The following is a 22,057-nucleotide window of genomic DNA, read 5'->3' as shown; positions in this document are numbered from 1 at the left end:
GTGTCCCGGGGAAGCCCCCCGGGGACATTCGCCCTTGACCCAGGTCATGGAAACCAGGCTGGTAATGTCCGAGTTTATGAGCTGGAGGTGAAAGGAGGGTAAGGTATGGAGATCGGCTGGATAGAAACCACCGTCGGGGCCCTTTTCGCCACCGTGGTCCTCACCCTGTGGCTTTCGCGGGGGTCCGGATGGCTCGAGCCTCGTTTCTGGCGCAACGCGGCTGTGGTGAGCTCCCTGATCATGACGGGCGTCCTGGCCTATCTGACCATTGACTCTCTGAATCAGATCCGGGAAGGCTCGGCCCGGGTTCCTGCCTATGCCGTGATCAACAAGGAGATCGGGCTTAAGCGGGATTACGAGAAGCGCCGGGATATCCCGGTCATAGGGGAGGAGGTGGGGTTTTTCGGCAAGGTTTGGAGCGAGGAGGAGGCTTACGCTCTGGTCAACAAGGGCAAGATGACCTTGCAAAGCCGCAACTGCATGGACTGCCACACCCTTCTCGGCAACGGGGCCTATTTCGCTCCCGACCTCACCCGCGCCTGGCTGGACCCCAAGTGGGAGACCATGGTCAAGGGCATGACCGGGAAGGCCTCCAAGGAGGAGGCCATGGCGGCATGGCTTCAACACCCGGACCGCTATCCCACCTCTGTCCGCCGTATGCCCAACCTGGGCCTTACGGATGAGGAGGCCATGGCCTTGGTGGCCTTCTTGAAGTGGATGTCGGCGATAGATACCAACGGTTTCCCCGACCGCTTCGCCGGTGTGCAGTAGGAGGTGGACCATGACCCAGGCTTTACCGCAAGGAAGGCTCTACGAGTCCCAGAAACTGGCCCTCTGGTACTTCTGGGTGGCCTTGGCCCTTTTTGGGGCCCAGGTCCTTTTCGGTTTGCTGGCGGCCTGGCAGTACCTGGATCCCAATTTCCTCTACGGCAAGCTTAACTTCATGACCAACCGGATGCTCCACATCAACGCCATGATCGTCTGGCTCCTTTTGGGCTTCATGGGGGGGGTGTACTGGTTCCTTCCCCTGGAGCTGGGGCGGGAGGTGGTGGGCATCCGGCTCGCCCGGTTTGCCTTCTTCACCCTCATCGCCGCGGTGGGCATCGTGGTCTTGGTTTATCTCCTCGTGCAGTATGGGCCGGGCAACGCCTTTACCCTCTGGCTCATCACCGAGGGCCGGGAGTACATAGAAGCCCCCCGCTGGGCGGATTTGGGCATCGTGGCGGTGATGGCCATCTTCCTTTACAACGTGGTGGCCACGGCCCTGAAGGCCCAGCGCATCACCGGGGTGGTGGCGGTGTTGATGTTTGACCTGGTGGCCTTGGCGGGGCTCTACACGGCGGGGATGCACTACACCCCCAACATTTCCATGGACCAGTACTTCTGGTGGTGGGTGGTGCACCTTTGGGTGGAGGCCACCTGGGAGGTGCTGGTGGGTTCCATCATGGCCATGGCCCTGATGCACCTTTTGGGGACCCCCAGGCGCATCGTGGAGACCTGGCTTTACCTGGAGGTGGCCTTGGTCTTCGGCACCGGGATCCTGGGCCTTGGGCACCACTACTTCTGGATCGGCACCCCGGAGTACTGGCTGGGCCTGGGGGGGTTCTTTAGCGCCCTCGAGCCCATACCCTTGGTGGCCATGGTGGTCCATGCGGTTTATGACGCCGGCATGCACCGCATGCACACCGTGAACCAGCCCGCCCTCTTCTGGGCCATCGCCCAGGCTTTCGGCAACTTCATCGGCGCCGGGGTCTGGGGGTTCATGCAGACCCTGCCCCAGATCAACCTCTACTCCCACGGCACCCAGCTGGCCCCGGCCCACGGCCACCTGGCCTTCTTTGGGGCCTACGTAACCGCCATCCTCACGGTGATCTACATGGCGTTGCATCAGGTGCGCCGTCCCGAGCTCGCCCGTTTTGACTCCAAACTCTGGAAGTGGGCGTTTGTGCTGATGGTGGTGGGCATCTTTGGCATGTCTGCGGCCATGACCGTGTCTGGCTTTACCCAGACCATGGTGGAGCGGGCCATCGGGGGTAGCACCTGGCAGGCTTACATCGACGCCCAGCAGCATCCTTGGTTCCAAAACGGCATGGTCTGGCGTTTTGTCTTCGGGGTTTTCTTCCTGGTGAGCTACTTGCTCCTGCTTTGGGACCTGGTCACCATCGGCAAGGGTGAGGCCCGGGCGGTAAAGGGGGTGGGGGCCCATGACCAGTGAGGCGGTGCGGGACCTGATGCTTTACGGCATGCTCATGGTTTCCGCCGCAGGCTTCTACGCCATGTTCTACGCCTTGGGGCGGATGCTGGAAAGGCCTTCCATCGTTACCTTTTCCTATCTCTTCGCCGCCTTGCAGGCCCTGGGGGCTTTGGGCATGATCCTGCCTAACTATCTGGATCCCTTCTGGAAGTACCTGATCGCCTTCAGCTCCCTGGTCTACCTCTTCGTCCCCCAGGGGATGTGGTGGGTGGTGACCACCTTCCACGAGAAGGAGCACGCCCTTTAGGCCCTTGCCTGCCCCAACCGGACTCCGGTTTTTGCCGCTTGGAGGCGGAACGTTGTAGGGACTTTAGCCATAGGACATCTGTACTACTCGGATGGGTCTATCCTTGTTTCTCGGAGGTGAGAGCCATGAAAGGGAGGTTAGGTTTATTGGGCTTTTTGCTGGTGGGGGCTATAGCCTTGGCCCAGGCTCCGGCGCCCCTGAGCCCGGCGGAGCGGGAGGAGGCAGCCAAAATCTACTTTGACCGCTGCGCCGGCTGCCATGGGGTGTTGCGCAAGGGGGCCACGGGGCCTGCCCTGGACCCCAAGAAGATGGCGGAAAAGGGCCTGGAGTACCTGAAGGCGGTCATCTTTGGCGGCCTTCCTGGGGGCATGCCCGACTGGGGCAGGCAGGGGATCCTGAGCGAGAAGGACACTGAGCTCATGGCCCGCTTCCTCCTGGAGGAGCCTCCGGCGCCTCCCGTTCTCACCTTTGAGGACATCCGGAAGACCTGGAAGGTGCATGTGCCCCCGGAGAAGCGGCCCACCAAACCGCTCCATAACCGCAACTGGCAGAACTTCTTCGGCCAGGTGCTCCGGGACACGGGGCAGGTGGCCATCATCGACGGGGATAAGAAGGAACTGGTCACCATCGTGCCCACGGGCTTTGCCACCCACATCCTGCGCTCCTCGGCCACGGGGCGGTACTTCATGGCCATTGGGCGCGACGGCAAGGCCAGCCTCATTGACCTCTGGATGAACCCACCCCAGGTGGTGGCCGAGTCCAAGCCCTGCGTGGATGCCCGGTCCATTGAGTCCAGCAAGTTTAAGGGCTACGAGGACAAGTACGCGGTGGTGGGGTGCTACTGGCCGCCCACCATGGTGGTCCTGGATGGCCTGACCCTCGAGCCCCTCAAGATGGTCTCCACCATCTCCTACGCCAAGGGGGCCGGGGAACTGGTGACGGAAGCCCGGGTGGCCGCCATCGTGGCGAGCCACTTCAACCCCGAATGGATCGTAAACCTCAAGGAGTCGGGCCAGACTTGGCTGGTGGACTACTCCCATCTGCATATGAAGGGCAGGCCCCTGCCCATCACCATGATCGACACCGAGCGCTTCCTGCACGACGGGGGTTGGGCCCTGAAACGCTACTTCATCGTGGCGGCCAACGCCGTGAACAAGCTCATCGTCATCGACACCAAGACCCGGGAGTTCGTGGCCGAGGTGGAGGCGGGGGTGCGGCCGCACCCGGGCCGCGGCTCCAACTGGAACCACCCCACTTACGGGCCGGTTTGGGCCACGGGCAACATCGGTAGCCCCGAGGTGACCGTGGTGGGCGTGGACCCTGAGAAGCATCCCCAGTACGCCTGGAAGGTGGTCAAGCGGATCACCCTGCCCTACACCGGCACCCTCTTCATCAAGGCCCACCCCAACAGCCCCTGGGTGATCGTGGACTTCCCCATGAGCCCAAGCCCACAAGCAGCGGCGAGCCTCTGCGCCATTGACAAGCGCAAGCTGGAGGTGGCCAAGTGCTGGGAGGTGCCCGGGGCCCAGGAGCTCAAGGCCCGCATGGTGCACCCCGAGTTCAACAAGGGTGGGACCGAGATCTGGGTGTCCGCCTGGGGCGCTAAGGACACCCCCACCTTCATCGTGGTCTACGACGCCCTGACCCTCAAGGAGAAGGCCCGCATCACCGGGGATTGGGTGCGCACCCCCACGGGCAAGTTCAACGTGTACAACACCGCCTACGACATCTACTGAGCCCTTGCGCCCAGCAGGGGGGAGGCCGAGGCCTCCCCCCGTTTGCACCGTGGGGGCCTTAACCCCCTTCCTCCCATACCCGGTAAGAGCCCTCTCCCAGCCTCAGCTTGACCGTTTCCGAGTACAGGCGGCACCCTCGGGCGCGGGCCGCTGGGCGCTAAAGGGCTTTGGGGCCTTGGCCGCCTCGCCCATGGGGCCATGGTACCGCCGCGGCCAAAGGCTTTGGGGCCCCTGGACAACCTTGTTCGGCCCTGGCCTTGACCCCGGTCATGGCCCGGGGAGGTGGTGGCTCCCTTACCCTGTTTCCATGGAGCGCCCTGAGTTCGCCCAGTACCCCTACCTGGTCGCCTGGGAGGTGACCAACGCCTGCCTCCTGGCCTGCCGCCATTGCCGCGCCTCGGCCATGCCCCACCCCCTGCCCGGGGAGCTTTCCACGGAGGAGGGCTTGGGGCTCATAGAGGAAGTGGCCACCTACCGGCCCAAGCCCCTCCTGCTCCTCACCGGGGGGGACCCCCTGGCCCGCCCTGACCTTACCGTCCTCATCCAAAGGGCCCGGGAGCTGGGCCTCAAGGTGGGCCTCACCCCGGCGGCCACCCCCCTCCTCACCCGGGAGAAGGTCTTCCAGCTCAAGGAGGCCGGGGTGACCCGGCTGGCCCTCTCCCTGGACGGGGCCAGCCCCCAGAGCCACGACGCCTTCCGGGGGGAGGAGGGCACCTTCGCCCGGACCCTGGCGGCCTTGGACTGGGCCAAGGAGGCGGGGCTTCCCACCCAGGTAAACACCACCGTGACCCGGGAGAACTGGCCGGAGATTCGGGCCTTGCCGGATCTCCTAGCGGAGAAAGGGGTAGTCCTTTGGAGCCTTTTCTTCCTGGTGCCCGTGGGGCGGGGGGCCCTCCTAAGGCAACTCTCTGCACGGCAGTTTGAGGAAGTGCTCCACTGGCTTTACGAGGTTTCCCTTTCCTACCCCTTCCACGTGAAGACCACCGAGGCCCACCACTTCCGCCGGGTGGTGTTGCAAAGGCGCAGGGAAGGGGTTGGCCAGGACCGAGCTTTGGCGGCGGGCGAGAGCATGTACCGGGAGTATTTCCAAGATGGCATGGAGCATTCCCGCCTTGGGGTCACGGACGGCAACGGCTTTGTCTTTGTCTCGGCCACCGGGGATGTGGCCCCTTCGGGTTTTCTTCCTGTCTATGCGGGGAACGTGCGGGAAAGGACGCTCCTGGAGATTTACCGGAATAGCCCCCTCTTCCAGGCGTTGCGCGACAAAGACCGGTTGAAGGGGAAGTGCGGGGTTTGCGAGTACCGGTACGTGTGCGGGGGAAGCCGGGCCAGGGCTTGGGCCGAGACCGGGGACTACCTGCAAAGCGAACCCCGGTGTGCCTATGTGCCTCCCGCGTGGCTAGAGCGTGTGGGGAAGGCTCCCGGGGCAAGGCGTTAGGCGGGGGTGTGGTCCGGGCAGGCGAGGCGAAGGTCCCAAGGCGTCAAGGCCAGGCCCAGGAGGGCGCAGGAAAAGCCTCCTTCCCGCCGCAGATGACGGCAGGTCAGGCAAAGGCCGGTCTCGGGTACGGTCCCTTGGAGCACCAGCTCCGCCAATACCTCCGTGAGCCCCAAAAGGAGGTCCTCTGGGTTGGACACCTTCCCCAGGGCCTGTTGAAGGGGACGTGCGTAGCCTTTTAGGGCCTGGACCACCCGAAGCCCTTCCTCGGTGGGCTTTTGGATCCAACGCCGGCCGTCTTCGGGGTCCTTGGTCCGCGCCAGAAGGCCTTTGCGTTCCAGGCTGGCGAGGGCCTCGCTCACCGTGGCCGGGGTTAGGGAGAACTGTTCTGCAAGGGAAACCACCCCCCGGGGCCTCTCGGAGAGGTGCAGGAGAAGCTGGGCTTGCAAGGCCGTAAGGCCCAGGTGGAAGGCCTGCCGGGTGAGCAGGGCCCGTTCCACCTGGCCCAGGCGCTCTATAAGGGCGAGGAGCTTTTCCTCCCCTTGGCCTTGCGAGGCTCCCACCCCTCCATCTTAAGCACCCCGTCGTGGCTTGCGCCACGACGGGGACCCCGGAAAGGCCTCATCGCCCTTCTTCCCTGCCCATGGCAGCAACCCCCCATGCGCCGGCACTTAGGGCCGGAAGGCGCTGAAGACGAAGTCGGTGTTGGCGGCTCCCTGATGGCAGGCGTGGCAGGATTGGGGGTCGATGCTGAGGGGTTTTTTATCCGGGCCGAAGGCGTAGTACCCCCAGCCCCCGGTGGCCGGGTAGCGGTCGGGATCCTTCACCATGACCCCAATGAGCTTCTGCGGGCCTTCCAGGAGGGCGTTTCCCTCCACCTTGGCCTCGAGGAGGTCAAAGACGATGACCGTCCCTTTGGGGAAGGGGTTCTTCTTGCCCTCCAGGTAGGTCCTGAGCCCGGTCTGGTTCACGTAGATGTGGTGCAACCCGCCGAAGCTCTCATAAAGGGGGTGGCCCGGCTTCAGCTCCATGCTCTTCACATGGGTCCAGAGCCGGTAGCCCTCGGGGTAGGGGAAGGCGGGTTGGGATACCCCTCCCCCGTACTGGGCTGCCACCCAAAGGGCCGACACCAATACGCTTAGGGCCGCCGCAACCTTCTTCATGGATACCACCTCCTTCCTAAAAATCCCCCGGTTGGGTGTATGGGTAGGACCAAAGGGCCACCTGGAGCACCACGGCTTTGAACCAGGCTTGGTACATCCTTTCCACCTCTTCTGGGTTATGGCCCTTCTTGGTTAGGAAGGGCTTTATGGTAGCAGTGATGGGATAGATGAAGGAAATAAGGTAGCGCAAGGGGATGTGCGGCACGGAGGTCACCCCATCCGTCTGATTCTTCTTGGTTCGGTGGTGGCGCAGGCCTATCTCGTGCTGGTAACGGAGCCAGGTCTCGTCCTTGGGGCGGAAGCAGGTGTCCAGGATCCATTGGCCGAAGCGCCGCCGCACCCTTTCCAGGTAGTCCGGAATGGGGTTGCCTTGAGGGTCTGTGAAGTAGTGGAGGAGGTGGGGATGGCTTCCCACAAAGCCGTACCAAAGGTCCAGCACCTCTTCCACCTGGTCTTCCAGCACTTTACCTGCTTGTTCCAGGGCCTTGTCATCCTCCTCGGTCCAGAGGAGGCACGCCTTTAGGCGTTCCAGTTCCTCCAAGGAAACCGGTGAGGGCGGAAGGGCAGGATCCCCGTAGGTGTAGCCCGGTATCTGCGGCATGGGCACCTCCTTAGGACTCCTAAATAATAGCATCCCCCCGTGGTCTCGTCAAGACCCCAGGGCCCATGCCACGTTCCTTATGGCCAGGTCCGTTGCTTCCTCCCCTGGCCAAGGGTTGGGGTTGGGGCGCTGGGCCCCATCGGGGCATGCGCCACGACGGGGACCCAAAGAAGAGCCTGGGCGCGCCTTTTTCCCTTTGGCTAAGGAAATCCCTGTATATAGTCCAGGGATAATGCGAGTTGGCGGGTTCCTGGCCTTTGGGTAGGGGTATGGGAGGCTAAGTCCAATCCGATTCTGGCAGCACGCACTCCGGGCACTGGGCGGCCACGAAGCCCACCCAGGCCAGCACCTCCTCCGCGTCCCTTGCGGGGCCCAGGTGGTGGACCTCCAGGTAGGCGTCGGCCACCAGGACCCCCTCCTCCGGGAGGGCCGCAAGGAGTGTGCCCTCCGGGTCCAGGAGGACCGGGAGGGGGCTTGCCGCGGGGGAATGGGCCAGGAGGTAGGCCTGGGCGGAAAGCTCCCGGAGCTCCTCCTGCCGCTCCGCCAGGGCCTGGGCCAGCCCAGGGTTTCGCACCAGGACCAGGATCCTCCCCTTGAGGTCCGGCAGGTAGACCTTGGCCCCCTCCGGGGTCCAGAGGCGGCAGGGGGGAAGGGGGGTGCGCAGGCGGACCATGCCCTTAGGGTACCCCGTTTCCTCCCCGGCCAAGGTGTCCTAGGGGCGCTTGCCCTCCTTGACCTCCGTCATGGACGGTTCCGGGGCCCGCGAGCAGGCTGGACCTTGGAGGTGTTTATGCCCCACGTGATCTGCGAGCCCTGCATCGGCGTGAAGGACCGGTCTTGCCAGGAGGTCTGCCCCGTGGAGTGCATCTACGACGCCGGGGAGCAGCTTTACATCCACCCGGACGAGTGCATTGACTGCGGGGCCTGCGTGCCCGCCTGCCCGGTGAACGCCATCTTCCCCGAGGAGGATGTACCCGAGGAGTGGAAATCCTACATTGAGAAGAACCGCCAATGGGCCCAGACGCTACCCAACGTACACGTGCTGGAGTGACGCCCGATTTACCGTATCCAATTCGCTAAGGCCTGAGGGTCAGGCACCTCTACCCGCCTTCCCTGGAGCCGGATAAGGCCTTGGCGATAGAGCTGGCCCAGGTTCCGGGAAACCGCCTCGGGCACGGTGCCCAAAAGGGCGGCGAGCTCCGGGTTGGTGGGTAGGTAAAACCCTTGGCCCTCCTCCGCCAGCTTCTGCAGAAGGAAGTCGCATAGCCTTTCCCGCACCTCGTGGAAGACCAGACGGTCCAGAAGGTGGAGAAGCTGCCCCTGGCGCCGGGCCAGGTAACGGATCAGGGCCCGGGCCAAGGGGGGACGGGCCTCCGCCAGCTGGAAGAAGCGCTCCTTGGGGATGGCCAGGACCTGGCTTTCCTCCAGGGCCTCGGCGCTGGCGGGGTAGGTGGGGCGGTCTAGGAAGAGGGCCACCTCCGCCAGGATCCGCCCTGGGCCCTCCAGGTGGAGCACCACCTGCTTGCGCCCTTGGGGGTCCAGCTTGTACACCTTGATGAGGCCTTTTTCCACCACGAAAAGGGAGTGCACGGGTTCTCCCTCCAAAAAGAGCACCTCGCCCCGCTTCAGCCGCCGGGCCCGGGCTTCCCGCTCCAGGGCCTCCAGGTCCTCGAGGGCCAGGTCTCGGAACAGGGGAACCTGCTTCAGCTCCATCCTTACCCCTTCAAAAGGGCCAAGCGCCTTTGCGCTTCCTCCAGGTAGGGCTCCAGCTTTAGGGCCCGGGCGTAGGCTTCCTTGGCGACCTCCAAATAGCCCAAGGCCTCGGCCAACTCCCCCAGGCGCAGGAGGCCGGAGAGGGCCCGTTCCTGCAGGTAGCTCCTTTCCGCCTCGGCCCACTCCCCGTAGGGGTCATCCCCAAAAAGAGGCCCCTTGTAAAGTTCCAGGGCCTGCCTGAGGGTTTTGAAGGCCGAAAGCCCCTCCTCAAGATCGGCCTTGCGCATGAGCTCCTCAAAGCGCTCAAAGTCCAGGAAGCGGTCTTCAGGGAGCTTCAGCCGATAGTAGTCTCCCTCCCGCTCCACGATCCCGGGAAGGGTTTTGCGGAGGTGGTAGACCTGGGTGTACAGCTCCTGCCGTGCCCTCTCCGGCGGGAGGTCAGGCCAGAGGGTTTCGCAAAGTTCGTCTATGTAAAGGGCCCGGTCCTTGTTGGCCAAGAGGTACTTGAAAAACTGGAAGGCCCCGCGCCGGCCAAAGGTTTTGGAGGTAAGCTCCTTCCCCCGATGCCGCACGCGGAACTGCCCTAAGGCATAGATCTCTAGCTCGGGAGCATCGGCCCTTTCTTGGCTTGAGGGCGGGAAGAGGAAAGGAACCGCCAGCCGGGAGAGCCACAGGGTGGGGGCTGCTGGGCGGGTGGTGGGCCTGGGGGGACGGGCGTGGAACAAGGTGGCCACGGCCACCACCTCCCCCCGGGCCCAGAGGGGTAGGCAGATCCTGGGGCGCCCCTGGGCTTCGGGGCAGTCGGGAAGGCCGTTTTTGTGGCCCACCACCTTCCCTTTCCAGCAGGGGCAGTCCTGCATCCCGCAGGGGGGGACGAAGCCCGTTTCCCACCTTTCCCCACCCCGGGCCACCAGGCGGACACCGGTGGCTTGGCTCAGGCGCTGGATCCCCTTTAGGAAGGCAAGCCGCGCCTCGGAAACCTCGCCCCGGTAGAGATGTTGGTGGAGGGCCTGTAAGCCCACCTCTCCCAACCGGGTGAGCAGGGTATACAGGGTGCTGGCGAAGAGGGGGGCGATGCGGGAGAGGGTCTCTAGGGGCTCCTGGTGGTCCAGGCGTGGGTCCCGGGAGGCCAGGTTCAGAACCCCGATGAGCCCTTGGGGAAGCTCCAAGGGGTAGCAGATGTAGGTCTGGTAGCCCAGCTGCTTGACCTTTTGCCGCAGATACCGGGGGTCTTTCCCCAGGGCGTGGGTGAAGAGGGGTTCCCGTTTCAGGGCCACGATGCCGGGATAACCCTCCCCCAGCTGAAACCAGGGCTTTTCCAAGAAGGCCTCCCGGTGGAGGCCCTCATAGGCGGTGAGGATCAGGTGGTGCTCCTCCGGGTCCGCCAGGAAGAGCTCGGCGGCCTCCATGTCCAGGGCTTGGCGGAGGGTACGGAGGAAGTCCTCCAGGGCCTCGGGGAGCTTTTCCGGGCTTTGCAGGAGGTGCTGGGTGAGGCGGGAGAGCTCCAGGAGAAGGTTGGGGGGTTCGGCCCGCTCGGGGTAGAGCTCCACCAGAAAACCGTCCTTTTCCCGATACCCCTGGCAGCGGAGGCGCCTGCCCTTGAAGAGGAGGGGGGTGCTGGCCCGGTAAGCCCCTCGCCTCAGTTCCCGCTGCACCGGGCAGCGGGAGCAAAGGGGGCGGCCGAAGGGGTCCTGCCCTTGCACCAGAAGGGCGCAGGGGAGGCCATTCCCTTCCAGGCCCAAGGAGGGGTCGGCCTCGAGGACCGAGGCCTTTCCCTTAGGATCCAGCCGTAGCCGGGCCAGGGGCTTCATCGCCTTCCAAGATAGGGCACTTCTTTTAGGACGAATGTCCCCCTGGGGGAAAGCGGGTGCCAGGCCTCCTTCCCACACTGGAGACCGGAGGTGAGGATGAAGGGCAAACGCTTCTTTCCCCTGGCCTTGCTCCTGGCCCTTTCCCTAGCGCCGGCCCAGGAGGGGAAGGCCCTTTACGGCCAGTACTGCGCCGCCTGTCACGGTGCGGAGGGCCAGGGCATCCCCGGGGCCATACCCCCTTTGGCGGGGAACCCCAGGGTGCAGGAGGAGGCCTATGTGGTGAAGGTGGTGCGGGAGGGGCTTTCGGGCCCCTTGGAGGTGGGCGGGGTGGCCTACAACGGGGTCATGCCCCCCATGCCCCAGGTGCCCGAGGCCGAGGCCCGGGCCATCGCCCAATACCTAAAGGGTTTGTCCAGCGCCCAGGCCGAGGCCCAGGCACCCGCTCCCCAGGTGCAGGGGGACCCCGCCCTGGGCCGGGCCCTTTACCTGGGCCAGAGGGCCTTGCAAAACGGTGGGGCGCCCTGCCAGGCCTGCCACACGGTGGCGGGGGTGGGCTTCTTGGGCGGGGGGTCCATGGGGAAGGACCTCACGGATGCCGCGAAGCGCCTGGGGGGCGAGGCGGGGCTTACCGCCCTCTTGCAAAACCCCGCTTTCCCCGTGATGCGGGAGGCCTACAAGGGCAAGCCCCTCACCGAGGCGGAGGCGGCGGCCCTGGCCGCCTTCCTGACCCAGGTTTCCCAGGAGGTGCCAAGGCCCCCTTCCCTGTACTTGGGACGGTTTTTGGTGGCGGGGTTGGTCCTTTGGGGGCTGCTCTTGCTTTACCAGGCCATCCTCTGGCAGCTGAGGCCCAAGAGCCTGGCGGAGCGCATCCAAAGCCAGCTTAGGAGGTAGACATGAAAGACTGGATCAAGGAAATAGAGAGCCCGACGGAGAGGAAGTGGGAGGAGTTTTACCGCAACCGTTTCCAGCACGACAAGCGGGTACGCACCACCCACGGGGTGAACTGCACGGGTTCTTGCTCCTGGGAGGTTTTCGTCAAGGACGGCGTGGTCACCTGGGAGCTTCAGGCCACGGACTACCCGAGCCTCGAGGCGGGCCTTCCCCCCTACGAGCCCAGGGGGTGCCAGCGGGGCATCAGCTTCAGCTGGTACCTGTATAGCCCCATCCGGGTGAAGTACCCCTACGCCAAGGGGGTCCTCTTGGACCTCTGGCGGGAGGCCAGGAAGCAGCACCCCGACCCCGTGGCCGCCTGGGAGGCCATTCAAAGCGACCCCCACAAGCGCAAGCGCTACCAGAAGGCCCGCGGTAAGGGCGGGTTCAGGCGGGCCAGCTGGGACGAGGTCCTGGAGCTCATCGCCGCCGCGGTGGTCTCCACGGTGAAGCGCTATGGGCCCGACCGGGTGATCGGGTTCTCCCCCATCCCTGCCATGAGCCAGATCTCCTACGCCGCGGGTTCTCGCTTCCTTTCCCTCCTGGGCGGCGTGCCCATGAGCTTTTACGACTGGTACTGCGACCTGCCCAACGCCTCGCCGGAGATCTGGGGGGAGCAGACGGACGTCCACGAGTCCGCCGACTGGTACAACGCCCGCTTCATCGCCGTCATGGGCTCCAACCTCAACATGACCCGCACCCCCGACACCCACTTCATCTCCGAGGTGCGCCATGCGGGGGCCAAGCTCACCGTCTTCAGCCCGGACTTCTCCCAGGTGGCCAAGTACGCCGACTGGTGGATGCCCATCAACCCTGGCCAAGACGGGGCCTTCTGGATGGCGGTGAACCACGTCCTCCTCAAGGAGTACTACGCGGAAAGGGAGGTACCCTACTTCCAGGACTACCTGAAGCGGTACACCGACGCCCCCTTCCTGGTGGAGATCCGGGACGGGCGCCCAGGCCGCTACCTGCGGGCGAACCGCCTTGCGGAATACGCCGAGGAGGAGAACGGGGATTTCAAACTTCTCATTTGGGACGAGGAGAAGGGCCCCAAGATGCCCGGGGGAACCCTTGGCTTCCGCTGGCAGAAGGAAAAGGGCAAGTGGAACCTGAAGCTGGAGGACCCCAGGACCGGCGAGCCCTTAAACCCCCGCCTCACCTTCCTCGGGATGGAGGACGAGGTGGCCTTGGTGGAGTTTGACGACTTCGCTTCGGATCGGAAGCTGAAGCGGGGCGTGCCCCTGAAGTACGTCACCACCAAGGACGGGGAAAAGGTGGCGGTGGCCACGGTTTTCGACCTCCTCATGGCCCAGTTCGGGGTGGGGCGGGGCCTTCCGGGGGAGTATCCCAAGGACTACGGGGATGACCTTCCCTACACCCCCGCTTGGCAGGAGAAGTGGACGGGGATCCACCGGGACACCCTGCTTAAGTACGCCCGCTCCTGGGCGGAAAACGGCCTCAAGACCAAGGGGAAGAACCTCATCATCATCGGGGCGGGCATCAACCACTGGTACCACAACAACCTTCTTTACCGGGCGGGGATTGTGGCCCTCATGCTCACGGGAAGCGTGGGGGTGAATGGGGGAGGGCTGGCCCACTACGTGGGCCAGGAGAAGCTGGCCAACCAGGCCTCCTGGGGCCCCATCGCCTTCGCCGCCGACTGGGGCTATCCCCCCAGGCAGCAGAACACCCCGAGCTTCCACTACGTCCACTCCGACCAGTGGCGCTACGAGCGGGGCTTTTCCGCTTACGACAAGACGGCCCAGGGGCTTTCCGACCACACCATTGACCACCAGGTGCGGGCGGTGCGCAAGGGTTGGCTCCCCTTCTTCCCCCAGTTCAACAAGAGTCCTCTGGAGGTGGTCAAGGAGGCGGAGGCCAGGGGAGCCAAGACCGAGGCGGAGATCGTCCAGTACGTGGTGGAAGCCCTTAAGCGGGGGGAGCTGCGGTTCGCCGTGGAGGACCCCGACGCTCCTGAGAACTGGCCCAGGGTCTGGTTCATCTGGCGGGGGAACGCCATCGGCACCAGCGCCAAGGGGCATGAGTTCTTCATGCGCCACTACCTGGGCACCCACAGCACCGCCATCGCGGAGGAGCGGGCGGAGGGGCACGTCCAGGAGGTGGTCTACCGCAAGCCGGCCCCCGAGGGGAAGCTGGACCTGGTGGTGGACCTCAACTTCCGCATGGACACCAGCGCCCTCTACTCCGACATCGTCCTCCCCGCCGCCACCTGGTACGAGAAGGACGACCTGAACACCACCGACCTGCACACCTTCATCAACCCCCTGCAGGCGGCGGTGCCCCCCGCTTGGGAGTCCAAGCCGGACTGGGAGATCTTTAAGGCTATCGCCAAGAAGGTGTCGGAGCTGGCCAAGGTCCACCTGCCCAAGCCCGTAAAGGACATCGTCATGATCCCCCTGCAGCACGACACCCCGGACGAGCTGGCCCAGCTGGAGGACCGGGACTGGAAGCGGGGGGAGGTGGAGCCCATCCCCGGCAAGACCATGCCCAAGTTCCGGGTGGTGGAGCGGGACTACACCCAGATCTACGAGAAGATGGTCACCCTGGGGCCGGCGGTGGAGAAGGTGGGGGTGGGGATGCACGGGCTTACCATCCCCGTGGAGGACTTCTACCGGGAGCTTGCCGAGCGCCAGCCCCGCCTCTTCCAGGGGGAGAAGCGGCCGAGCCTCGAGGAGGCCCGCCAGGTGGCCGAGGCCATCCTCCTCCTGGACCCGGTTTCCAACGGGGAACTGGCCTACCGGGCCTTCCTGGACGAGGAGAAGAAGACAGGGGTGAAACTCACGGACCTCGCCGAGGGCAACCGCCACGTGCGCATCTCCTTTAAGGACATCGTGGCTCAGCCCCGCCGCCAGCTTACCACCCCCACCTGGAGCGCCATCATCAACCAGGGCCGGGCCTATAGCCCCTACACCTTGAACGTGGAGCGCCTCATCCCCTGGCGGACGCTTACGGGCAGGCAGCACTTCTACCTGGACCACCCCAACTACCTGGCCTTTGGCGAACACCTCCCCACCTACAAGCCAAGGCCCGAGGTCCACATGCTCCAGGAGACGGAGAGGAGCTCCCAAGAGGCCAGCGGCAAGCTCATGAACTACATCACCCCCCACGGGAAGTGGTCCATCCACTCCACCTACTCGGAAAACCACCGCATGATGACTCTTTCCCGGGGTGGGTACCCCGTCTGGCTCAACGACAAGGATGCGGCGGAGCTGGGCATCCAGGACAACGACTGGGTGGAGCTTTTCAACGACAACGGGGTCTTCGTGCAGCGGGCCATCGTCTCCGCCCGCATTCCCCGGGGGACGGTCTTCGTCTACCACGCCACCGAGCGCACCGTGGGCATTCCCAAAAGCCCCCTGAGGGGCAAGCGGGCCGGCATGAACAACTCCATCACCCGGGCCCGCCTCAAGCCCGTTTTGATGTCCGGCGGCTACGCCCAGTTCACCTACGCCTTCAACTACTGGGGGCCGGTGGGGGTGAACCGGGACACCTGGGTCTTCGTGCGCAAGCTGGAAAGGCCCCCGGAGTGGTGAGAAAGGAGGAAGACCGTGAAGGTTAGAGCCCACATGTCCATGCTCTTCCACCTGGACAAGTGCATCGGCTGCCACACCTGCTCCATCGCCTGCAAGAACCTCTGGACCGACCGCAAGGGCGCGGAGTACATGTGGTGGAACAACGTGGAGACCCGGCCTGGGGCCGGCTACCCCACGGGCTGGGAGGACCAGGAGCGCTTCCGGGGGGGCTGGACCTATAAGGATGGCCATCTGGACCTGCGTCTTCACTCGCGCGCCCAGGGGCTTGCCCGCCTCTTCTTCAACCCCGCCCTGCCCTCCCTGGACGATTACTACGAGCCCTACACCTTCCGCTACAGCGACCTCTTCACCAGCCCAGAAGGGGAGGATCAGCCCACCGCCATTCCCATCTCCATGATCACGGGGGAACCCATGACCCCAACGGCTGGGCCCAACTGGGACGACGACCTGGGGGGAAGCCCCCTTTACGCCGAGAACGACCCCAACCTGGCGGCTTTGGACCCCGAGGTGCGGGCCCAGCTTTCCGAGATCGAGGGGGTGGTCTTCCAGTACCTGCCCCGCATCTGCAACCACTGCCTGAACCCCGCCTGCGTGGCCGCCTGCCCCTCGGGGGCCATCTACAAGCGGGCGGAGGACGGGGTGGTCCTGGTCAACGAGAACAAGTGCAAGGCGTGGCGGATGTGCGTGGCCGCCTGCCCCTACAAGAAGGTCTACTACAACTGGGCCACGGGGAAGAGCGAGAAGTGCATCCTCTGCTTCCCCCGGCTGGAAACCGGCCAGGCCCCGGCCTGCGCCCACTCCTGCGTGGGGCGGATCCGCTACATGGGGGTTCTTCTTTACGATGCCGACCGTATCCCCGAGGCCGCCATGGTGCCCGACGACCGGCTGGTAGAGTCCCAGCTCGGGATCATCCTGGATCCCTTTGACCCCGAGGTCATCGCCGCCGCCAAAGCCGAGGGCCTTGACGACGGCTGGATCCGGGCGGCCCAGAACTCCCCCATCTACAAGTTCGTGAAGCTCTGGGGGCTGGCCTTCCCCTTGCACCCCGAGTACCGCACCTTGGCCATGATGTTCTACGTCCCGCCCCTTTCCCCCGTGGTTTCCACCTTGGAGAAGGCGCTTAGGGCTAGCCAGGGGAACGGTGGGCTGGTGCGGCTAGACCTCCCGGAGACCGACTTGGACTTTGAGGTGTACGAGAACCTGGAAAAGACCAGGATGCCGGTGAAGTACCTGGCCAACCTCTTCACCGCCGGCAACGAGAGCCTCATCGTCCCCGCCCTGAAGAAGATGCTGGCGGTGCGCATCCTGAAGCGGCAGGAAAGCCTCGAGGGAAGGCCCACGGAGAAGGCCCTGAAGGTGCTGGCGGACGCGAGGCTCACCCTGGAGGAGGCCGAGGCCATCTACCGCCTCACCACCCTGCCCACCTTGGAGGAGCGCTTCGTCCTGCCTCCCTACCACCGGGAGATGGCCGCCGAGGTCTGGAAGGATCCCCTGGCCCACAAGGGCGAGGCGGGCTTCGGTTACATCCAGCCCCCCTTGAGGGGGGAGTAGGGGGGAGGCCATGGGTAACCCTACCCTCTTGGAAACCCTGGCCTTGGCCCTGGACTATCCCCTGCCCGGCCGTTTGGAGGAGCTGTGGCGGCGCTGGATTGAGTGCCCCCGGGGCCCTGCCAAGCAGAAGCTGGAGCGCTTCCTGCGCCGGGTGGAGGAACTCTCCTTGGGGGAGTGGGAGGAGCTTTACACCCGCACCCTGGACCTCACCCCCACCACCGCGCCCTATGTGGGCTTTGCGGTGTACGGGGAGAGCTACCAGCGGGGGGAGCTTCTGGCCGCTTTGGTGCGGGCCTTCCGGGAGGTGGGCCTGGACCCGGGAAGCGAGCTTCCCGACCACTTGAGCAATGTCCTCCGCTACCTGGCCCGGTGCCAAGACCCCCTTCCCGAGCTCTTGGAAATCCTGCCCAAGGCCCTTACGGAGATGCACAAGACCCTTAAGACCCTGGACGCCAAGAACCCCTACCTCCTGGTCCTCGAGGGGGTCCAGGAGGCTTTGCAAGGCGTCCTGGCAGGGAGGTGAAGGATGAACTGGAACACCCTTCTCTTCGGCGTCTTCCCCTACATCGCCCTCACCTTGGCGGTGGCGGTCACCGCCTACCGCATGGTGTATAGGCCCTTTTCCGTCTCGGCCCAGTCCAGCCAGCTTCTAGAACAAAAGCGCCTCTTTTACGGCTCCGTGGCCATGCACTGGGGGCTGGTCTTGGTGCTCCTTGGCCACCTTCTGGCCCTTTTGGTCCCCAAGGGGCTTCTCCTTTGGAACGCTGTGCCCTTAAGGCTTTACCTCCTGGAGATCACCGGGCTCGGCCTTGGGCTTTGGGCCCTTGTGGGCACCTACGTGCTCCTGGCCCGGCGGATGGCCGTGGCCCGGGTGCGGGCGGCTTCCACCCCTATGGATTACCTGGTGCTGGTGGTGGTCTTCGTCTCCGCCCTTTCCGGGGTCCTTACCGCCCTCTTTTACCGCTACGGGAGCTTCTGGTTCCCGGCGGTCATGACCCCCTACCTGTGGTCTGTTCTCACCCTGCAGCCTCGGCCGGAACTCATCGCCGACCTGCCCTTCTGGACCCAGCTCCACGTCTTCAACTTCTGGGTCTTCCTAGCGCTCTTCCCCTTCTCCCGGTTGGTCCACATCATCACCGTCCCTCTGGGCTACCTCTTTAGGCCTTGGCAGATAGCCATCTGGATACGCAAGCTGGCGAGGTGAACCATGGTCCAGGATCCCCTTCAGCTGGAAAAAGAACGTCCAGACCGGCTTAGGGTTCTCTGGCTCTCCACCCTCGGCTTCACGGTGATGTTCGCCGTCTGGCTGATGTTCGGGGTGCTGGGGGTGCCCATCCGCAAGGAGTTTGGCCTCACGGACGTACAGCTTTCCTGGCTCTCGGCGGTGGCCATCCTGAACGGCTCCCTGTGGCGGCTTTTCGCTGGCATCCTCACCGACCGCTACGGAGGGCGGCTCGTCTTCACCCTCATGCTCTTCTTCACCGCCATCCCCGCCTACCTGGTATCCCGGGCAGGAAGCTACCAGGAGCTCCTTCTTTACGCCTTCTTGGTGGGCTTTGCCGGCAACTCTTTCAGCGTGGGCATCGCCTGGAACTCCGCCTGGTTCCCCAAGGACCAACAGGGGTTTGCCCTCGGGGTCTTTGGCGCGGGGAACGTGGGGGCCAGCGTCACCAAGTTCATCGGCCCGGCCCTCATCGCCAGCGTCCCCGCCGCTGGGTACCTGGGGGGGCTCATCCCAGGGGGCTGGCGCTTCATTCCCTTCCTGTACGCGGTGCTCCTCGTCCTGATGGGCTTGGTCATGTGGGTCGGTACCCCCAGGCAGGATAAGCGCCCAGGGCAGGGAAGGCCCTTCTTGGAAATGCTGGCACCCCTTAGGTACGTAAGGGTTTGGCGCTTCAGCCTCTACTACGTGGTGGTCTTCGGGGCCTACGTGGCCCTAAGCGCCTGGCTGCCCAAGTACTACGTGGATGTCTTCGGCCTGCCTCTGCATGAAGCCGCCCTCCTCACCGCCCTCTTCATCTTCCCCGCGAGCCTCCTAAGGCCCCTGGGCGGCTACTTTTCCGACCGCTTCGGGGCCCGGAGGGTCATGTACTGGACCTTCGGCATCATCCTCCTGGCCTCGGGGGTTCTCATGATGCCGGAGGGGCACATCGTCCTCTACACCAAGCAGGGGGCCAAGGAGGTCATGCGGTTCACCATGAACGTTTGGCTCTTCACCGCCTTGGTGTTCCTGATTGGTGTGGGAATGGGGGTCGGTAAGGCGGCGGTGTACAAACACATCCCCACCTACTTCCCCAAGGACGTGGGGGCCGTGGGGGGCTGGTGGGCTTGCTGGGGGCCTTGGGGGGCTTCTTCCTCCCGCCCCTTTTCGCCTACGCCCAGGCCTGGACTGGTCTGCCCCAGATGACCTTCTTCGTCCTCTTCCTTCTTGCCGCGGTGAGCTTCCTCTGGATGCACCTTACCGTCCTCCAGCTTCTGCAACAGGAGGCCAAGCACCTTAAAAACGAGTTTGAATTGAAAGGAGATCGCCCATGCTGAAGGCAGCGAAGGGTACCTGGATCTCCGAGTGGAACCCCGAGGATCCCAAGCGGTGGGATGCCGCCTTGGCCTGGCGCACCCTTTGGATCACCACCTTCAACCTCACCCTGTCCTTCATCACCTGGTTTGTGGTGAGCGCCCTGGTGGTGCGCCTGCCCAAGGTGGGGTTTGAGCTTTCCACCCTCCAGCTTTTCTGGCTCACGGCCATGCCGGGGCTCGCTGGGGGCACCTTGCGCATCGTCTGGACCTTCCTGCCCCCTATTCTGGGCACCCGGCACCTGGTGACCTTCTCCACCCTGCTTCTGCTCATCCCCCTCCTGGGCTGGAGCTTTGCCGTGCAGAACACCCATACCCCCTACTGGATCCTTCTCCTCTTGGCCTTCTTGGCGGGGATCGGCGGGGGGAACTTCTCGGGCTTCATGCCCTCCACCAGCTACTTTTTCCCCAAGCGCCTCCAGGGGACGGCCCTAGGGTTACAAGCGGGCATCGGCAACTTCGGCGTTTCCGTGGTCCAGTTCGTGACCCCTTGGATCATCGGCTTCGCCCTTTTTGGCTCCCTTCTGGGCGGGCCCCAAACCTTTACCCCCAAGCCCGGGGTATCCCAACCCATCTGGTTGCAGAACGCCACCTTCATCTGGGTGCCCTTTGTGCTGGTGGGGGCCTTGCTGGCATGGGTGTACTTAAGAAGCGTCCCGGTGCGCGCTAACTTTCGCGAGCAGTTGGACATCTTCCGCGACAAACACACCTGGTTCATGACCAGCCTCTACATCATGACCTTCGGCTCCTTCTCCGGGTTTTCCGCCATCTTTCCCCTTTTGATCCGGGAGGTCTACGGGAAGTTTGACGGTGCCCCCGATCCCCTGAAGTACGCCTTCCTGGGCCCGCTGGTGGGTTCGTTGGCCAGGGTCATCGCTGGGCCCATCTCAGACCGCTATGGAGGGGCCATCGTCACCCAGGTTTCCGCCATCGGCATCTTCCTCTCCGCCCTTCTGGTGACCCTCTATACCCGGCCCACCTCCTTGGAGCAGTTCCCCTTCTTTGTTCTGGCCATGCTCTTGGTCTTCTTCTTCAGCGGGGTGGGGAACGCCAGCACCTTCAAGCAGATGCCCATGATCTTCCCCCCCAGGCAGGCGGGTGGGGTCATCGGCTGGACTGCGGCCATCGCCGCCTATGGGCCTTTCATCTTCTCCACCTTGGCCGGCTACACGCAAAAGGCCACAGGGAGCTTTACCGCCTTCTTCTATGGCCTCATGGTCTTCTACGCCTTCAACCTCTTCCTGAACTGGTACTACTACGCCCGAAAAGGGGCGGAAAAGCCCTGCTAGCGCACCCTGCTCTACCCCGCCCTGGCTTCGTCAGGGCGGGGGCCCCGAAAAGGGGTCGGCTTTTCCGAGCCTTCCCGAGAACGATCCGGCGAAAAGAGGGCATGACCCAGGTCATGGCGGGGAAGGGAAGGGCGAGGGAGGCTTAGGGCATGGAGCTGGATGTGCGCACCTTACCCCCACGGGAACGGCACCCCCGGATCTTTGCCCTTTTTGACAGCCTGAAGCCTGGGGAGAGCTTGGTCTTGGTCAACGACCACGATCCCAAGCCCCTTTACTACCAGCTCATGGCGGAAAGGCCGGGGCAGGTGGACTGGGCGTACCTGGAGGAGGGACCGGAGGTATGGCGGGTGAGGATCGGCAAGCGGTAGTGCACCCCGAGATGAAGGTGGCCGAGGTCCTAAGGCGCTGGCCAGAGCTCCTTCAGGTCCTGGTGGAGGCAAGCCCCGTTTTCCAGAAGCTCAAGAACCCCCTTCTGCGCAAGACCATGCCCAATCTGGTCACCGTGGCCCAGGCGGCCAGGATGGGGGGGCTGGAGCCTGAGGAGCTGGTGGCCCGCTTGAACCGGGCCCTGGGGGTGGAGGCCAGGCCGGAGGTGCCCATAGGGCAGGCGGAAAGCCTCCTCGGCACCCCGCCGCCTTCTTGGTTATCGGCCCCCGTTGGCTTCCAGCTGGACGTGCGGCCCATCCTGGAGCGGGGCGGGGAGCCCTTCCAGGCCATCATGGCGGCGGCCCAGGAGGTGGAACCCGGGAAGAGGCTGGTTTTGGAGGTGCTCTTTGAGCCCATCCCCCTTTACAAGGTCCTGGGGAAGCAAGGCTTTTTGGCCTGGTGCGAGCGGCTGGGGGAGAGGCATTACCGCGTTCACTTCTACCGCCAGCAGTTTGGGGAAGGGCGAGGGGTGGCCGCAGGCCCCGGCCCCTTGAGCGAAGGGGACTGGGAGGACTACCAGGCGGAGGTCCAGATTGAGGAGAACCTCGAGCCCCCCCTGCCCATGATGCGGGTCCTGGAGGCTTTGGCTGGCCTCAAGCCTGGGGAGAAGCTTCTGGTCCACCACGTGCGCCGCCCGGTGCACCTCCTGGCCCGCCTCGAGGAGGAGGGGCACGCCTACCTGCTGAAGGACCTCGGCCCGGGGCGGGTGGAGATCCTGATCCGCAAGGGGGGCTAGGCCCTGGGGGCCGCTCTCGGGGAGGACCCGTGGGCTT

The 22,057-nt window shown here is 64.5% G+C and carries 20 protein-coding genes and 1 pseudogene; 15 read left to right on the top strand and 6 right to left on the bottom strand.

The annotated features are described in order from the left end of the window. Window positions 1-105 precede the first annotated feature (105 nt). From BS74_RS07330 to BS74_RS07310, 5 genes are all read left to right on the top strand, one after another. Window positions 106-771, top strand: a complete 666-nt coding sequence (locus BS74_RS07330; RefSeq protein ID WP_038057477.1) for a c-type cytochrome — start codon at window positions 106-108, stop codon at window positions 769-771. A 10-nt stretch (window positions 772-781) separates the two neighbouring features. Then, window positions 782-2,215 (top strand): cbb3-type cytochrome c oxidase subunit I, encoded by a 1,434-nt coding sequence (locus tag BS74_RS07325; RefSeq protein ID WP_038057475.1) that lies wholly within the window; start codon window positions 782-784, stop codon window positions 2,213-2,215. Further along, on the top strand, window positions 2,205-2,501 hold the full coding sequence (locus tag BS74_RS07320; RefSeq protein ID WP_038057473.1) for a hypothetical protein: 297 nt from the start codon (window positions 2,205-2,207) through the stop codon (window positions 2,499-2,501). The genes BS74_RS07325 and BS74_RS07320 overlap by 11 nt, the downstream gene beginning before the upstream one ends. A gap of 125 nt (window positions 2,502-2,626) precedes the next feature. Continuing rightward, a complete protein-coding gene (locus BS74_RS07315) occupies window positions 2,627-4,237 on the top strand; it encodes a nitrite reductase (RefSeq protein ID WP_038057471.1) in 1,611 nt (536 codons plus the stop codon). 307 nt (window positions 4,238-4,544) lie between these two features. Next, window positions 4,545-5,675, top strand: a complete 1,131-nt coding sequence (locus tag BS74_RS07310; RefSeq protein WP_038057468.1) for a TIGR04053 family radical SAM/SPASM domain-containing protein — start codon at window positions 4,545-4,547, stop codon at window positions 5,673-5,675. Here BS74_RS07310 and BS74_RS07305 read toward each other — a convergent pair. From BS74_RS07305 to BS74_RS07290, 4 genes are all read right to left on the bottom strand, one after another. Further along, window positions 5,672-6,235: a MarR family winged helix-turn-helix transcriptional regulator gene (locus tag BS74_RS07305; protein WP_038057466.1), complete on the bottom strand. Its 564-nt coding sequence runs from the start codon at window positions 6,233-6,235 to the stop codon at window positions 5,672-5,674. The two genes, BS74_RS07310 and BS74_RS07305, sit on opposite strands and share 4 nt — an antisense overlap. A gap of 108 nt (window positions 6,236-6,343) precedes the next feature. Next, on the bottom strand, window positions 6,344-6,835 hold the full coding sequence (locus BS74_RS07300) for a cytochrome P460 family protein (protein ID WP_038057463.1): 492 nt from the start codon (window positions 6,833-6,835) through the stop codon (window positions 6,344-6,346). A 16-nt stretch (window positions 6,836-6,851) separates the two neighbouring features. After that, on the bottom strand, window positions 6,852-7,436 hold the full coding sequence (locus BS74_RS07295; protein WP_038057460.1) for a protoglobin domain-containing protein: 585 nt from the start codon (window positions 7,434-7,436) through the stop codon (window positions 6,852-6,854). 277 nt (window positions 7,437-7,713) lie between these two features. After that, window positions 7,714-8,109: a hypothetical protein gene (locus tag BS74_RS07290; RefSeq protein ID WP_038058994.1), complete on the bottom strand. Its 396-nt coding sequence runs from the start codon at window positions 8,107-8,109 to the stop codon at window positions 7,714-7,716. A 117-nt stretch (window positions 8,110-8,226) separates the two neighbouring features. Between BS74_RS07290 and BS74_RS07285 the strand changes: the two genes are divergently transcribed. Continuing rightward, a complete protein-coding gene (locus BS74_RS07285) occupies window positions 8,227-8,487 on the top strand; it encodes a ferredoxin family protein (RefSeq protein WP_038057457.1) in 261 nt (86 codons plus the stop codon). Window positions 8,488-8,495: 8 nt separating this feature from the next. Here BS74_RS07285 and BS74_RS07280 read toward each other — a convergent pair whose 3' ends face one another. Beyond that, window positions 8,496-9,149 (bottom strand): Crp/Fnr family transcriptional regulator, encoded by a 654-nt coding sequence (locus tag BS74_RS07280; RefSeq protein ID WP_038057454.1) that lies wholly within the window; start codon window positions 9,147-9,149, stop codon window positions 8,496-8,498. 2 nt (window positions 9,150-9,151) lie between these two features. Then, window positions 9,152-10,960 (bottom strand): GAF domain-containing protein, encoded by a 1,809-nt coding sequence (locus tag BS74_RS07275; protein WP_038057452.1) that lies wholly within the window; start codon window positions 10,958-10,960, stop codon window positions 9,152-9,154. 96 nt (window positions 10,961-11,056) lie between these two features. Between BS74_RS07275 and BS74_RS07270 the strand changes: the two genes are divergently transcribed. From BS74_RS07270 to BS74_RS07230, 9 genes and pseudogenes are all read left to right on the top strand, one after another. Beyond that, complete coding sequence (locus BS74_RS07270) at window positions 11,057-11,851, top strand: c-type cytochrome (protein WP_038057450.1); 795 nt, start codon at window positions 11,057-11,059, stop codon at window positions 11,849-11,851. A 2-nt stretch (window positions 11,852-11,853) separates the two neighbouring features. Continuing rightward, the gene (locus BS74_RS07265) at window positions 11,854-15,444 is read left to right on the top strand and encodes a nitrate reductase subunit alpha (protein WP_038057448.1); all 3,591 of its coding nucleotides are present in this window, start codon (window positions 11,854-11,856) and stop codon (window positions 15,442-15,444) included. A 15-nt stretch (window positions 15,445-15,459) separates the two neighbouring features. Then, window positions 15,460-16,995 (top strand): nitrate reductase subunit beta, encoded by a 1,536-nt coding sequence (gene narH / locus BS74_RS07260; RefSeq protein ID WP_038057446.1) that lies wholly within the window; start codon window positions 15,460-15,462, stop codon window positions 16,993-16,995. Between the two features lie 10 nt (window positions 16,996-17,005). Next, window positions 17,006-17,518, top strand: a complete 513-nt coding sequence (locus BS74_RS07255; RefSeq protein WP_038057444.1) for a nitrate reductase molybdenum cofactor assembly chaperone — start codon at window positions 17,006-17,008, stop codon at window positions 17,516-17,518. 3 nt (window positions 17,519-17,521) lie between these two features. Next, window positions 17,522-18,199, top strand: coding sequence for a respiratory nitrate reductase subunit gamma (narI, locus tag BS74_RS07250; RefSeq protein ID WP_038057442.1), 678 nt, complete (start codon window positions 17,522-17,524; stop codon window positions 18,197-18,199). 3 nt (window positions 18,200-18,202) lie between these two features. Further along, window positions 18,203-19,533 (top strand): annotated as a pseudogene (locus BS74_RS07245) (MFS transporter). After that, window positions 19,527-20,858: an MFS transporter gene (locus tag BS74_RS07240; protein ID WP_038057440.1), complete on the top strand. Its 1,332-nt coding sequence runs from the start codon at window positions 19,527-19,529 to the stop codon at window positions 20,856-20,858. Before BS74_RS07245 ends, BS74_RS07240 begins: the two are co-directional and overlap by 7 nt. A gap of 149 nt (window positions 20,859-21,007) precedes the next feature. Next, window positions 21,008-21,226, top strand: a complete 219-nt coding sequence (locus BS74_RS07235) for a DUF2249 domain-containing protein (protein WP_038057438.1) — start codon at window positions 21,008-21,010, stop codon at window positions 21,224-21,226. Next, window positions 21,199-22,020 carry a DUF2249 domain-containing protein gene (locus BS74_RS07230; RefSeq protein ID WP_038057436.1) on the top strand — a complete coding sequence of 274 codons (822 nt, stop codon included), beginning with the start codon at window positions 21,199-21,201 and terminating at the stop codon, window positions 22,018-22,020. Before BS74_RS07235 ends, BS74_RS07230 begins: the two co-directional genes overlap by 28 nt. Window positions 22,021-22,057: the final 37 nt, after the last annotated feature.

The sequence above is a fragment of the Thermus amyloliquefaciens genome (assembly GCF_000744885.1).
In the GTDB taxonomy this organism is placed as follows: domain Bacteria; phylum Deinococcota; class Deinococci; order Deinococcales; family Thermaceae; genus Thermus; species Thermus amyloliquefaciens.
Note: the sequence above shows the minus strand (reverse complement) of the source record. Positions and strands in the feature narration are given on the sequence as shown.